Origin of the sequence: Streptomyces sp. NPDC053560 (genome assembly GCF_044544605.1) — a bacterium.
Classification (GTDB): Bacteria; Actinomycetota; Actinomycetes; order Streptomycetales; family Streptomycetaceae; genus Streptomyces.
In genome coordinates this window covers 135,237-148,661 of the sequence record NZ_JBITXI010000017.1, presented here as the reverse complement: position 1 = coordinate 148,661, position 13,425 = coordinate 135,237, and the positions used below count along the sequence as shown (strand labels likewise).

8 protein-coding genes, 1 tRNA gene, 2 pseudogenes and 1 riboswitch are annotated in these 13,425 nt (G+C 72.7%); of the genes and pseudogenes, 2 read left to right on the top strand and 9 right to left on the bottom strand.

From position 1 onward, the window contains the following. Positions 1 to 523 precede the first annotated feature (523 nt). Entirely contained in the window at positions 524 to 1,921 is a 1,398-nt protein-coding gene (locus ACIGQF_RS33685) for a M23 family metallopeptidase (RefSeq protein ID WP_399718350.1), read from the bottom strand. 11 nt (positions 1,922 to 1,932) lie between these two features. Beyond that, positions 1,933 to 2,074, bottom strand: a riboswitch (cyclic di-AMP (ydaO/yuaA leader). A 274-nt stretch (positions 2,075 to 2,348) separates the two neighbouring features. On the opposite strand from ACIGQF_RS33685, the gene ACIGQF_RS33680 reads away from it, so the two are divergent. Beyond that, complete coding sequence (locus ACIGQF_RS33680; RefSeq protein ID WP_399718347.1) at positions 2,349 to 3,500, top strand: DUF2332 family protein; 1,152 nt, start codon at positions 2,349 to 2,351, stop codon at positions 3,498 to 3,500. Positions 3,501 to 3,543: 43 nt separating this feature from the next. On the opposite strand, the gene ACIGQF_RS33675 is transcribed toward ACIGQF_RS33680, so the two are convergent. The 6 genes from ACIGQF_RS33675 to ACIGQF_RS33650 form a co-directional block, all read right to left on the bottom strand. After that, a complete protein-coding gene (locus ACIGQF_RS33675) occupies positions 3,544 to 4,659 on the bottom strand; it encodes a PP2C family protein-serine/threonine phosphatase (RefSeq protein WP_399718344.1) in 1,116 nt (371 codons plus the stop codon). Positions 4,660 to 4,908: 249 nt separating this feature from the next. Further along, entirely contained in the window at positions 4,909 to 7,008 is a 2,100-nt protein-coding gene (locus ACIGQF_RS33670) for an esterase-like activity of phytase family protein (RefSeq protein ID WP_399718339.1), read from the bottom strand. Beyond that, the gene (locus ACIGQF_RS33665; RefSeq protein ID WP_399718337.1) at positions 7,005 to 7,373 is read right to left on the bottom strand and encodes a hypothetical protein; all 369 of its coding nucleotides are present in this window, start codon (positions 7,371 to 7,373) and stop codon (positions 7,005 to 7,007) included. Before ACIGQF_RS33665 ends, ACIGQF_RS33670 begins: the two co-directional genes overlap by 4 nt. A gap of 134 nt (positions 7,374 to 7,507) precedes the next feature. Then, positions 7,508 to 8,218, bottom strand: a complete 711-nt coding sequence (locus ACIGQF_RS33660; protein WP_399718334.1) for a hypothetical protein — start codon at positions 8,216 to 8,218, stop codon at positions 7,508 to 7,510. 117 nt (positions 8,219 to 8,335) lie between these two features. Beyond that, entirely contained in the window at positions 8,336 to 10,831 is a 2,496-nt protein-coding gene (locus ACIGQF_RS33655; protein ID WP_399718331.1) for a hypothetical protein, read from the bottom strand. A 538-nt stretch (positions 10,832 to 11,369) separates the two neighbouring features. After that, positions 11,370 to 11,735, bottom strand: a complete 366-nt coding sequence (locus ACIGQF_RS33650) for a hypothetical protein (RefSeq protein WP_399718328.1) — start codon at positions 11,733 to 11,735, stop codon at positions 11,370 to 11,372. A 239-nt stretch (positions 11,736 to 11,974) separates the two neighbouring features. Between ACIGQF_RS33650 and ACIGQF_RS33645 the strand changes: the two are divergent. Continuing rightward, a pseudogene (locus ACIGQF_RS33645) lies at positions 11,975 to 12,699 on the top strand (site-specific integrase); the annotation flags it as partial. 109 nt (positions 12,700 to 12,808) lie between these two features. On the opposite strand, the gene ACIGQF_RS33640 reads toward ACIGQF_RS33645, so the two are convergent. Together ACIGQF_RS33640 and ACIGQF_RS33635 are read right to left on the bottom strand one after the other, a co-directional pair. Beyond that, positions 12,809 to 12,884: transfer RNA gene (locus ACIGQF_RS33640), tRNA-Lys, on the bottom strand. A gap of 245 nt (positions 12,885 to 13,129) precedes the next feature. Then, positions 13,130 to 13,425 (bottom strand): annotated as a pseudogene (locus tag ACIGQF_RS33635) (RNA helicase); the annotation flags it as partial.

The window sequence follows — 13,425 nt, the reverse complement described above, 5'->3', positions numbered from 1 at the left end:
CACGCCGGGGCGGGTCCTCCCATTCTGCGCGGGCGGCGTGGATTTCGCTCCCGTACGGGCATCCAGGCGTACGGCTCTACGGGACTACGGCCTACGGGCATCCAGGCCTACGGGCGTACGGCCGTACCGAAACCGGCGGCCCCGATGTGTGGGGCATCGGGGCCGCCGGAGAGTGCGGGTCCGCGTACGGAGGGCCGGGGACGGTCCGTGGGCACGCGGAGACCCGGCCGTCGGCCACCGCCTCTCCCCTCCTGCTGTGTGCGCCCTGCGAGGCGGGGCGCACGAGGCGGCGGCGACGGCGGACAAGTGCCCGGAACGGGCGAACGGAAGCCCGCCGGGCGAAGAATGGACCGTTCGTTTTCGGGGCCGTCGGTCATCCGTCGTTGGCCGTCGGTCATCCGTCGTTGGCCGTCGGTCGTCCGTCGTCGGTCATCCGTCGTTGGCCGTCGGTCGTCCGTCGTCGGTCGTCCGGCCAGACCGGATCAGTAACGGATCAGGCCGGGCCGGACCGAATCGGACCAGGTCAGATCTTCAGGCCGTGGTCGCGGAGCCACGGCAGCGGGTCGATCGGGGAGTCGGCGCCCGGCCGGACCTCCAGGTGGAGGTGCGGGCCCGTGACGTTGCCCGTGGCGCCGACCCGGCCGATGACGTCGCCGGCGTTCACCTTGCCGGAGGTCTTCACCATCGAGGAGAGGTGGCAGTACCAGAGCTCGGTGCCGTCGTCGAGGGTGACGACGATGCGGTAGCCGTACGAACCCGCCCAGCCGGCCTGCGTGATCGTGCCGCCGTGCACCGCCTTGGCCGGGGTGCCGGTCGGCGCGGCGAAGTCGAGGCCGGTGTGGTCGGCGGCCCAGCGGTCGCCGCCCTGCCCGAAGGTGGCGGTGATGGTGAACGAGGAGACCGGGAGGGTGTAGCTCTTCGCCAGCTCGGCGAGCTTGGCGGCGCGGGCCGCTTCGGCCTTCTTGCGCTCCGCCTCCTCGGCCTTGGCCTCGGCTGCCGCGTCGGCCTTCTTCTTCGCGGCCTCGGCCTGCTGCCGGCGCTCGGCGGCCTCCGCCTCGGCCTGTTCGACGGCGGCCTTCTCGGCGGCCTCGCGGGCCTCCTGGTCGGCGGAGTTCTGTGCCTGCTCGGCCTGTTCCATGATGCGGGTGCGGAGGGCGTCGCCGCCCTGGGAGTGCTCGCCCCCGGCGGCGCCGGCCGCCTGCGTGAACGGGCCGCCCTGTGCGTTCGCGGCGTCGGCCGTGTCGGCGGAGCCGTTCGAGCCCAGCTTCTCGGACACGCGCTCGGCCATGCCGCCCAGGTCGGGCATGGATATGGAGACCTGGGGCTTGCCCTGCGCGGTGGCGATGCCGCCCGCGCCGACCGCCGCCATGACGCCGACGCCCAGGACCGTGCTGCTGCGGGCGAGGCCGCCGCGCTGCTTGGCCACGCGGTGCCGGCCGCGTACGGGGCGTACGGACTCCTCCGTGGGGTTCCATTCCTCCCACGCCCCGTCGTGCACGCCGTCACCTGCGCCGTACTGCGCGCCGGCATGGGCGCCGTCATACGCGCCGCCGTGCGCACCGAAGGCCACGGCACCCGTACTGGTCATCGGACCCGTACCGGTCATCGGACCCGTACCGGTCATCGGACCTGTAGCGGTCATCTGGCCCGTACCGCTCACCGCGGGGAAGGTCGCCGTATCCGAGACCGCGGGGAAAGTGGCCGTGTCCGAGGCCGCGGGGAAGGCCGCGGTGTCGGCGAACGCCGGTTCCGTGTGGGCCCCGGGGGCCTCGTGGCCGTCCGGATACGGGTGCGGGTACGAGTACGGATGCGGAGACGAATCCTGGTGCGCGTACGGGTCGTGCACCGCGCCCTCGTGCGTCGCGAACGGCTCGTACGCGGTCCGGCGGGACGGTTCGGGGGCAGGCTTGTTGGACGCCACGGGGGCGCACTCCTTTCCTTCCTTCTCGCCTACCGGGTTAGCTGACGGGTTCGGAGCAGGAAGGTCTCCTACGGGCGGCTCCGGGGGAGTCGCCCGATTCACCCCAAGGTGGTGGTTCCCCGGTTCCCTTGGCGGGTGGTGCGGTAATGAAGTGCGCTGTTGGGATTCGGCGTCGGCGCGCGTTGCCGTCTCTTGCGACGGCTGTAACGACCGCGCTCCGTTATCGGACAGTAATGGAAGGGACGGCTGGATTCCAAGCGTTCCCCGGAATCCGTACGACCGCTGACCAGGACTTATGCATGCAGTCACGGCTAAATTGGGGCGAGTTGGCCATGGATCGGAAACCCGAACCGGACTGATCGTTTGCCAGTTGTTATGCGGAGGGGTGCGTATCGGCTACGGACGGTGAGAGCAGTAGCGTCTGATCATGGTCGTCAACAGCGCGCAGGCAGTGGCGGATCGGTACGCGGACTTCGCGTGGCAGCAGGCGCGGGGGGAGTCCGACGCCCACGAGGAGTTGACCGCCCGCATCAGCCAGGACCCGGACTTCTGCGACTTCCTGGCCGTCTCGTTGCCGCACGGCAACCAGCAGCAGCCCAACCTCCTGCTCGCCGCCGTCCGTTACCTCGACGGCCCGCACGCCGAACAGGGCCCGCGCGGCGACTTCGCGTACCGGAGCTGGCGCGAGTGGACGATCCGGCACTGGGACGACGTACGCGACGTCATGATGCGGCGGCTCGCCCGGACCGACGAGCCCGCGCGCTGCGCCACGCTGCTGCCCGTCCTCGCCCGTCTCCCCCAGCCGCTCGCGCTCCTGGAGGTCGGCGCGGCGGCCGGGCTGTGCCTGCATCCGGACCGGTACCGCTACCGCTACGACGGCGGGCCGGAGTTCGGGGATCCGGACAGCCCGGTGGTCCTTCCCTGCCGCACGTCCCCGGGCACGCCGGTACCGGCCGCGCCACCGCGGGTCGTCTGGCGGGCCGGCCTCGGCCTCGACCCGCTCGACCTGTCCGACCCGGACGACATCCGCTGGCTCCGCGCCCTGGCCTGGCCGGGCCCGCGGGACAACACGGCCCTCGGGACGAGTGCCGGTACGGGCACGGGGGACGCCTGGTCCGGCGGTACGGAGAACAGCGGCGATACGGGGAACGGCGGCCGTACGGGGAACGGTGGCGTGGACGTCGCCGACCGGGCCGGCCGGCAGCTCGCCGCCGTCGAGGCAGTGCGGAACGCGCCGCCGACGCCCCTCGTACGCGGCGACCTCCTGCACGAGCTGCCCGCGCTGGCCGCGCAGGCGCCGCCCGAGGCGACGCTGGTCGTCTTCCACACGGCGGCGCTGACCCACCTGCCCCTGGAGCGCCGCGAGGAGTTCGTCCGGGTCGTACGGTCACTGCTCGTGGACCGGCCCGGCCACTGGGTCTCCCAGGAGCACCACAGCGTGCTGCCGTGGCTGCCCGGCCCGCGCCCCGCCGACGCGCGCCTCCTCACGCTCGCCGTCGACGGCCGGCCCGTCGCCCTCACGGAGCAGCACGGGCGGAGCGTGCAGTGGCTCGCGGAGCCGGAGCCGGAGCCGGTGTAACCGGTCCACCGTCTAGGGCCCACCCCTCCGTAGGCCGTGGGGCTCACCCCTCCGGTCGGCGGAGGGCCAGCAGGGCCATGTCATCCTCCGTCTCGCCCCCGGTGTGCCGTGCCACGTCGTCCACGAGGGCGTCCAGCAGCGCGTCGGGGCCGGGGAACACCCGGCCGGAGAGCCGGACGGCCGGCTCGTAGAACACGCCCCTGGAGTCCCGCGCCTCGGTCACCCCGTCGGTGAACAGCAGGATCATCGCGCCGGGCGGGAACCGGGACTCGTCCGCGCGGTCCGGCCAGCCCGCGACCTCGCTCAGCCCGAGAGGCAGCGCCGGGGTCCGCGGCGCCAGCTCGCTCAGCGTGCCGTCCACGCACAGCAGCAGGGGCGCCGGGTGGCCGCGGTTCAGCACCCGCAGCATCCCGCGCTCCTCGGACGGGACCTCGGCGAGAACGGCCGTGGTGAACCCCTCGAACTGGTCCAGCCCCTCGCGTCTGCTGCCCTCGCGCTGCAGCGCCCGCTCCAGCCGCCCGGCCACCGCCTCCAGCGTGGCCTCCTGCTCCGCGGCCTCCCGGAAGGCCCCGATGACGATCACGGCGGCCTCCACGGCCTCCAGCCCCTTGCCCCGTACGTCGCCGACGATCAGCCGTACGCCGTGCGGGGTGTCCTGCACGGCGTACAGGTCGCCCCCGATGCGGGCGTCCGCCTGCGCCGCTTCGTAGCGCGCCGACACGTCGAGTCCGCTGATGCGGTCCGGCGGCTGCGGCAGCACGGCGCGCTGGGCCGCCTCCGCCACGTCCCGCACGGAGGCCAGCCGGGCGTCGCTGATCCGTACGACGCGGTTGATGCCGAGCGCGAGGACCGACACGACCAGGACGGTCACCGCCTCGGTGTACGACTCGTAGCCGCCCATCCGGCCGTGGAAGGCGACCACGCCGATCTCCGCCAGGACGGAGAGGACCGCGGTGAGGGCGGTGTACCGCAGCGAGTACAGCGGCGCCGCCACCAGGGGGGCCGCCGAGAAGAAGGGCGCAGCGGTGTACCGCGACGGCGTCAGCAGGTCGAAGACCAGGCCGCCGATCAGGAAGATGGCGGGCAGCCAGCACACCAGCCGGCGGCCGAACCTCGGCAGCCCGTCCCGACGGGCCTGCCGCTCCCGCTCTCCCGGCATGCCCGTTCCGCCTCGCCCCATCCGCACCGGCCTCTTTCCCGCGCCGCTTCCCGTGTGCCGCTTCGCGCTCCCGTCACCACCGCCGTCCCAGGGTGACCGCCCTGGAACCGTACGGCGACCCGGCGGGGGCCGGACGGGCGACCCCTCGGAGACGGCGGGGGCACCGCAGGCCGGTACGGCCCGTCAGCCTCTGAGCCGTACCGCAGCCTCTGAGCCGTACCGCAGCCTCTGAGCCGTACCGCGACGGACTCAGCCCCGGAGCCGTACCGCGACGGAGTACAGCCGGGTCGCCTGGGCGCTGCGGGCGTTGTCGTCCGCGACCATGTAGAGCACCCGGTGGCCCGCGTACCGCCCGGACAGCTCGGGGCCCAGCGCCATCCCCTCGACGTTCTGCAGGACCGGGTTGGGCTGCGGCTCCTCGGTGCTGATGCCGCCCCACGGACAGCGGGAGAGGTCGAACAACAGCTGCTTGGGCGCGATGAGGTCGTTGTCGTGCTTGGTGACCGAGGCCTGGCCGGTGACGTCGTCGGCCGTGGTGAGGTCGACCTCGTAGACGCGTATGCCATTGCCGAGGCCGCTGATGTAGCCGCGCTCCAGGGCGAGCAGATGCGTCTCGTCCACGGCGACCAGCTCGGACAGGAAGAGCCCCTCCTCGGTCTGGTACGCGTACTGGCTCTCGGGGGTGTACGCCTTGCCCGCGGCGCCCTCGTAGCGCTCGATGCGGATCTGGTGGCGGCCGTGCACGTCGTCGTCGCCCAGCAGCGGGCCCTCCATGCCCGCGAAGAGGTGCTTGCCGTCCGGGGTGACCGCGAGCGACTCCAGGCTGCGGGTGTTGTCGGCGGCGCCCTTCGGCGGCGGCTTGAAAGCATCGGGCACCGGGAGGTCGGGGCCCTTCTGCTTGCCGTCGGCGAGGCTGAAACGGCGGATCGCGGGGCCCAGCTCGGAGCTGGCCAGCACCGTCCCGCCGCCCTTCTCGACCACCAGCCCCTCGCCGTCGAACTCCGGGAATTTCGAGCGGTCCGAGCGGTAGAGACCCTGCACTCCGGTGACCTCGGGGCGCAGCTTCTCGGGGCTGCCGAGCGCGATGCTGAAGACCTGGGCGGGCTCCCCGTCCCGCAGCGCGAGGACCTGCGGCCCCGCCGCCCCGGAGACTCGGCCCTCTCCTGCGGCGTCCTTGCCGTCGCCGCTCTTCCCCTCGGCTCCCTCCCCCTCGGCGTCCTTCCCGTCGCCTTGCGCGCCGCCGGTCAGCGCCAGCGCCGACAGGCCGGCCACCTCGTCGCCCAGGTACTCGTTGTGCGGCTGCTCGCTGAGGCGGTCGGAGACGTCCAGCAGGGTGGCCCGGCCCTCCTTGCCGCAGCTTCCCGGGATCGGCGGGGCGGCGTCGGCGGCGGGCCGCCGCTCCGGGCCCCACCGCAGCGTCCCGGCCGTCCCGGCCGCCGCCCCGACGAGGAGCAGGGCGAGCCCGGCGGCACCGAGAACGAGCGGGCCGGGGCCGCGGCGGGCCGGGGCGGCCGCCGCGACCGGGTCGGCCGGCTGTCTGTTCCGTACGAAGGGCAGATCGCCCACGCCGCCGTTGTCCAGCCGCTGCGGGCGGGGCAGGCGCTTGGCCGCGAGGGTCTGCCGGAGGGTGCCGTGGATCTGGTTGAGGGTCAGGTGCGGCTCACCGGCACGGGCCGGGTCGCCGCGCTCCAGGAGGCGGATCAGCTCACCGGTGAAGGCGGTGTACGCGGCGTCGCCCTTCGCCTCCGCCTTGAGGTTCTCCGTGGTCGAGGTGAGGACGTACGAGCCCTCGATGGCGACCAGGTCCTCGCCAGGGACCGTGGTGCCGTCGGCGGCCATCACGCCGTTCGCCGCGCGACCGCTGTAACAGCAGTCCAGCACCACGATCCGGCGGCGCACCGAGCCCTTGGCGTCCTCCATGAGGTCGCGCAGCACGCGGTACCCCAGGGCGGTCTCGCGGCGGCCGCGCCGGGAGGCGGGGGTCGCCAGGTACAGGTCGTTGTCGCGGGCGTCCAGCAGGCCGTGGCCCGCGTAGTACACGAGCAGGGTGTCGGTGGCCTCGTCGACCGCGCGGACGATCGGGTCCGTCATCCGGCCCTGCGAATCGGGGTTGGACACGACGTGCACCCGCTTGTGCGGCACGCCCCACACGTCCGGATCGGTGAGCAGCTCACGCAGCTTGATGAGGTTGTGGCGGACTGCCGGAAGGTCCTCCAGGTGCTCGTACGATCCGACGCCGATGAGCACGCAGGCGGACTTCGCGGGGTCCAGCGGCCGGCCTGCCGCGGGCGCGACCGGCTGCTGCCCGGCCCCCGACGCCTCCGGCTCCCCCGCGGCCGGCGCGGTCATGCCGCGTCCTCCCGCCCCAGCCGGGCCAGCGCCCGCCGAACGGTCTCCTCGTCACGCAGCTCGGCGCCCGTGAGCGTGACCTTGGTGCCGTCCCGCTCGAAGGTGACCGAGGAGCGCGGGCGGTGCGCCTCCCACCAGGCCGCGACCGCCAGCGCGAGGCTGCCCCAGCCGGCGCCGTGCTCGACCAGCAGCTGTATGACCTCGAAGGCACCGCCCATCTCCCCCGGCGCCGGATCCTCTCCCACGTCCCGCACGGTGACGCCGGCGGCCCGCAGCTCCGGCCCGCCGTCCCGCAGCCACCGGTGGAGCGAACGGAATTCCTGGGTGCTCTCTGTTCCGTGCAGTGTCAGCCGTACGTGCGTCATGCACTCCCCCTGGAAGCGGCAAGAGCCTCACCGGACACTCCTTCAACTCCCGGGGAGGGCACGGGTGTTCCCGGCGAGGCAAAGACGCACGGCCGATCGGTGTGCGCAGCGCGAACGCGCGCCGCGCGCACCCCTCACGCGCCCCCGGGATCCTGGAGTTCCCGCAGCTCCCGCAGCGCGCGCTCGCCCGGTTCGGCCAGGGCGAGGCGCCCGGCGGCGGCAGCGGCCCAGCCGGGGTCGGCGGCGCGGGCCGCGACGATCATCAGCGCCAGTTGCAGGCCGAGATCGAAGCCGAGCCGCTCGTGCTCCGCGAGCCGCCGGACACCGCGGTCCACCGCGTCCCGCAGCGCGGGCAGGCACGCGGGCAGCAGGTCCCGGCGGAGCAGGGCGCTGATGCGCCGGTCGAACTGCACGCGGTCGGCGATGGCCAGCAGCGCCCGCGCGGCCCGCACGCGCGCCTCCGGCGTGGCACGCTCCTCGACCATGTCGGCGCTGTCCCCCACCGCCTCGGCCAGCAGCGCGAAGGTGTCGTCCTGGGTGTGCAGCCGGTCGTACGACGCGCCGCGCCAGTCCACCGCCGCCGGGTCCGACGCGGCCTCGGCGACGGCCGCGTAGCCCAGAGCGTCGCCCCACCTGGTCAGCGCGAGGCAGGCGAGGAAGTGCTCGTACGGCCCCTCGTCCGGGTCCCGCAGGATCGCGGCCAGGGCCTCGGTACGGTCCGCGTAGCCGCCGTCCAGTCCGTCGCTGATGACGTCGTCCGGGTCGGCGCGGTCCCCGTCGAAGTCGGTGAAGAGAAGCCGCACGATCTTCTCGTCGGGCTCCCCGGAACGCGTGCTCTCGGCCATTCGGTGCTCTGCTCCCGTACTGCTCTCGGATCCTGCGGACGTGCGCGTGCCGGGCGGCCGGACGCGGGCGTGGCGGTCGTCGCCGCACACCCGCATCGTGGAGTCACGCTCGTGGGGTCACGCCCGCGTCGTGGGGTAGGGCCCCTTGACGTACTCCTTGGGCACGATTCCGCTGATCAGCCATTCTCCATCACGGCGCGTGTTGAGAAGGGCCATCACCCGCCGCTGCACCTTGCTGGCCTTGCTCTTGCTGAGGCCCTGCTCCTTCACGAACTGCGTCACCGCGTCGGTGTCGGACGGCTTCAGCGTCGTGGGAACGTCGATCTCCTTGCCGGCGACCTTGTTGATCTCCCCGGAGATGTCCCGCTGGATCCGCTCGGGGCGCCAGATCTCCACGCCCGGCACCCGGCCCGCGTCGATGTCCTGCTGAAGACGCCGGTAGTCGATGCTGACCTCCTGGGCGCCGTACACCTTGCCGGTGCCGTCCTTCGGCGCGAACGAGGTGAACTGGCTCGCCTCCTTGGCGTCCTTGTTCGCGCCGCCCAGGACGTGTTCCAGGGGCGTGATGGTGCCGTCGGGCTTGGCCGGGACGATGCCGACGTCCGGGTCGAACCGGGACTTCCGCAGGCCGAACGTGTTGTGCGTGGCCCCGAAGTCGTCGTCCTGCCGGATCACCTCCGGCTCGTCGCCCCCGGGCTGCTTGGGCGGAACCTCCCCCGGAGGCGTGCCGCCCTCCGCCCCGGACGCACCGTCACCGGCATCCGAAGCCCCGTCGCCTCCATGACCCGGCGCGTCACCCTCGTGAGGGCCAGGCGCGCCACCCTCGTGCGGCGACACCCCGTCGCCCCCACGGCCCGGCGCATCACCCCCATGCGGCGAGCCCGCATCGCCTCCGTGCAGCGCCCCCGCGCCACCCTCGTGCGGCGACACCCCCTCGCCCCCACGGCCCGGCGCATCGCCCCCGTGTGCAGGCGCGTCGCCCCCGAGCGGAGGCGCTCCACCCTCGTGCGGCCCGGGCTGGCCCGGAAGGGAGTCTCCCTGCCGTGTCGCGTCGCCGACGAGGCCGTCGGCCGGCGCCGGGGCATCGCCACCGGCACGGCCAGGTACGCCATCGCCCGCACGGCCGGGGGTTCCACCGTCCACATGGCCGGGTGCCCCACGACCCGCATGACCGGGGCCGGGTGCCCCACCACCCACATGACCAGGTGCCCCACCGCCCCCGCGGGCCCCCGCGCCGACCAGGGCCGGCTCCTGGGCGTGGGCCGCGGCCCCCGGGACGTCCGCCGTCGCCGTCGTGGCCGAATGGGCGTCCGGTACGCCCTCCCTGGGCGCGTGGCCGGCGCTGTCGACGACGTTGCCGTGCGCGTCCAGCAGATGCCCGTTGCCGTCGAAGTACCGGACGGGCTCACCCGGTGCCGTGGGCAGCCGGGTGGCGTCCTCCGGGAGCCGCGCCGCGTCCGTCGCCAGATCCGGTACCTCGACCCTGCCGATGCCGCGCAGGTTCCGGACGGCGTCGCCGATCCGGGACAGCCCGGCCCCGACCGCCTTGCCCACGTAGGTCATGGGGTCGATGAGCCGGCCGGCCCTGCCCGCCACGGAGAGGGCCCTGGCCACCGCGCCCGCCCTGCCCGCTCCGGCCGCCGCGGCGCCCGCGCCACCGGTGAAGACCGTGGTGAGGACGTTGAAGGTGACCGCGCCGGCCGCCCGCCCCGGATTCTCGCCCCACTGGTCCCAGGCCACCAGCGCCTTGCCGGTCTCGATCATCGCCGTACGCGAGTCCCGGAACCAGGACGGCATCTGGTCGTCCGGCATCGACCAGAAGGCCACGTTCACGCCGGGCACGACGCTGATCGCCAGGCCGGTGATCAGCTGCCCCAGGCCCTTCCAGGCCCGCCCCGCGGCCTCCCAGCCGTTGAAGCCGAGCAGCGTGCCCAGGCCCTTGATCGTGCCCCAGATCCCGTCGACGATCAGGCCGTCCCAGAAGAAGGACTTCAGCCAGTACCCGATCTCCCACCAGTGGTGCTTCTCCTCCACCGGTTCGCCCCAGGGGAGTTCCTTGGACTTCTTCATGTCGTCGGCGGCGAAGCCGTACTGGTTCTCCTTGCCGGAGCCGTCCCCGGCCACCATCTGCGTGCCGCCCCACAACGCGGTGATCTTGTTGTGGCAGGTGCGCTCCGCGGCCCAGAACGCGGCGACGGTGGCGGTGATGTCGTCGAGGATCCGGTTGTGCTCGGCGATCAGGTCCCCGTCGTAGTCGCCGTCCTCGTCGTCCTTGTGGTCCCGGATGAAGTTCTGCGCCTGGGACTTCAGCTCGGCCAGCTTCGGTACGAGCGGGCGGATCTCGTCGGCGTACGAGGACAGCGCCGAGGCGACCGTCTCCAGGTCGCCGGCGAAGGCGTCCGCGCGGTCCTTGACCGGTTTGGTGGTGGCGAACAGCTGCTCCGCCTCCGGCGCCTTGTAGTACGCCGACAGGCCCTGGAAGTGGGAGTGCACGTCCGACCCGGTGCCGCGGAGGTGCCCGGCGTCGGACTTCAGCGCCGCGTGGTCCTTGTCCAGCTGCACCAGGTCGCCGGTGAACTGCGGGATCTGATCGGGCTTCAGCTCGATCTTCATACCGACCGCGCCCCTGTCGTGCCCGGCTCGCTCCGGCCGTTCTGCGGCCGCGGGTCCCGCCCCGTCATCCGTGCACTCTCCGCATCCCGACGCCGGGGACCGTCGGTATCGACGGCAGCCCGACGGCATGGTCGTTCGCATGATCGTTCGCCGGACCATGATCGCAACCGGGGACCGGCCCTGCCAAACGCCGACCGGCAGCTGAAGCAGCAGGTGAACCGACATATGCACCGACAGGTGACACGGCAGGTGAACCGACAGGTGCCGCGGCCGGGCACCGCGGCCCCGGCAACAGAAGCGCCCCGACCGGGGAGCCCGGCCGGGGCGCAGGGGTGCGGATCGGCGTCCACGGGGGGGGCGCCGGGCGGTGGGCCATCAGCGGCTCGAACCCTGAACCAAGGGATTAAAAGTCCTGGTCAGAACGTGACGCGACGAGATCGTCGAACAGTCCTCAGCTTCTGCTGGAACACCTGGTTCACTCCGCGCTAGAAAAATCGTCAGCACCGGAGGACCCACGGTATGGGGTGAAGCCAGGGCATCAGGAAGCGAGCAGCTTCCCCGGCAGGGTGATCTTCTTGGCCGTCTTCGAGGCCGAGCTGGCGAACGCGGCCCCCTCGTCGGAGAAAACCAACCAGCCCTGCTCCGTACGCTGAAGGCCCTGGGCGTCGGTCAGTCCGGGGAGCGCGACGCGGTGGGTCTCCTCGCCCGACTTCGCATCGAGGGTGACGAGGCTTTCCTTGTCGTCGTGGAACACCGCGGCGACGATGGTGTCGCCGTCCACGGCCAGCTGGTCGACGCGCCCGCCTTCGATGGTGACGATCGTGTTGCCGTCCTTCCGCTCCGCGCTGACCTTGTCGGAGCCGCCGGAGGTCTTCCCCGGCGTCCCGCCGGGCCCGGCCAGCACCGGGCGGCCGTCGTCGCAGGCGAGCTGCTGAGCCTCGAACCCTTCCGGCGCCGCCGCGCCGTCATGGACCTTGCCGTCCAGGAGGTCGACAGTTGCCCGGCTTCCCGCCCTTACGCGGGACGGCGATCACCCACTGGCCGTCGGCGAGGCGGACGATCTGTGGGGCGAGGGTGTCGTTGTCAGCGGCCTGCGAAGGTACGACCACGCCGGCACGGTGCCTCCGGCTTCGGCGGACTCCGGCTCACGTCGAGCTGGAAGCCGCCGAGCGGCCCAAGGCCCTGCTCTGGACCGCCGAGCGGATTGCCCAGTGGCGCGAGACGGGCGTCAGGCCCTCTCCTGTCATGGTCCGGACGCCAGAGCAGATCGGACAGTTCCTCGACTTCGTATCCAAGAACCGCCTCTACGCCATGTGGCACCTGATAGCTTTCCGCGGCCTCCGGCGGGGCGAAGCCTGCGGACAGCCGTGGTCGGAGACGAACCTGAACGCCGGCTCGCTGGCCGTGACCGCGCAGCTCGTTCAAGACGGCTGGGAGGTGGCGGAGTCGGTGCCCAAGACGTCCAGCGGCTTCCGTGTCGTCCCCTTGGACGACCAGACGGTCCGCGCTCCCAAGGCCCACCGCGCCCAGCAGGCGAAGGAGCGCATGGCGTGGGGGAAGGCGTGGGTCGACACCGGCCGCATCTTCACCAGTGAGGACGGCTCCTGGCTCCACCCAGGCAAGGTCACCGACCTGTTCGAGCGGCTTGTCACTGGGTCAGGTCTTCCGCCGGTCCGTCACCACGACCTTCGGCACGGCGCGGCCACGCTGATGCTCGCTCCGGAGCGGACATGAAGGTGGTTCAGGAGATGCTGGGTCACTCGTCGATAACGATCACTATGGACATCTACGCGAGCGTCCTTCCTGAGCTGGCCAAGGGGGCCGCGGAAGCCGCAGCGAAGCTCGTTCCTCGCAGCTCGGCCGTGTAGTGCGCTCACGCATCGCTCACGCAATCGGCTGACCTACAGGAAGCGCCCCGGCCAGAGAAAGTAGCCGAGGCGCGTCCTTGCTGGTCAGCGCCCTGTCGAGGGGCCTGACTGGTGGGCCATCAGGGGCTCGAACCCTGAACCAATGGATTAAAAGTCCACTGCTCTGCCAATTGAGCTAATGGCCCGCACCGAGCAGCATAGCCCGCGCTCGTCCCACACCTGGAAGGCATTAGGGCTCGGCGGGGTCGAAGTGGCCCGATGCGGGCCTGCTGCGGGCGGTGTGAACGTGCCGGTGGGCCCGTCCCGGGGAGGACGGGCCCACCGTTACCGCGATCTCGTACGGGCTGCTCAGCGCGGCTCCGACGGCTCAATCGCGTACGGACTCCTCAGCGCTGTGCGCCGCGTCCGGTTCAGCCGTTGCGCGTCCGGTTCAGCCGTTGCGCTTCCAGCGCGGCTTGTCCGCACGGCGGTCGAAGGACCGGCCGCCGGCGTTTCCGCCGCGGTGGTCGTCCCGGCGGTTGTGCGGACGGCGGTCGTCGCGGTCGCGGCCGAAGCGGTCGTCGCGGCGGTCGCGGTTGAACGGGCGGTCGCCGCCACGGTGGTCCCGGCGCTCGAAGGAGCGGCCACCGCGGTCGTCACGGCGGTCGCGGTTGAAGCCACCTCGGTCGCCACCCCGGTCACCACGGTCGTTGCGGTCGTTCCGGTCGAACGAACGGCCACCACGGG

Bases quoted from the DNA above. Each gene is read 5' to 3' on its own strand.
- ACIGQF_RS33665 (WP_399718337.1), bottom strand. From the start codon at position 7,373: ATGACGCACGTACGGCTGACACTGCACGGAACAGAGAGCACCCAGGAA.
- ACIGQF_RS33675 (WP_399718344.1), bottom strand. From the start codon at position 4,659: ATGCCGGGAGAGCGGGAGCGGCAGGCCCGTCGGGACGGGCTGCCGAGG.
- ACIGQF_RS33655 (WP_399718331.1), bottom strand. From the start codon at position 10,831: ATGAAGATCGAGCTGAAGCCCGATCAGATCCCGCAGTTCACCGGCGAC.
- ACIGQF_RS33660 (WP_399718334.1), bottom strand. From the start codon at position 8,218: ATGGCCGAGAGCACGCGTTCCGGGGAGCCCGACGAGAAGATCGTGCGG.
- ACIGQF_RS33680 (WP_399718347.1), top strand. From the start codon at position 2,349: ATGGTCGTCAACAGCGCGCAGGCAGTGGCGGATCGGTACGCGGACTTC.
- ACIGQF_RS33670 (WP_399718339.1), bottom strand. From the start codon at position 7,008: ATGACCGCGCCGGCCGCGGGGGAGCCGGAGGCGTCGGGGGCCGGGCAG.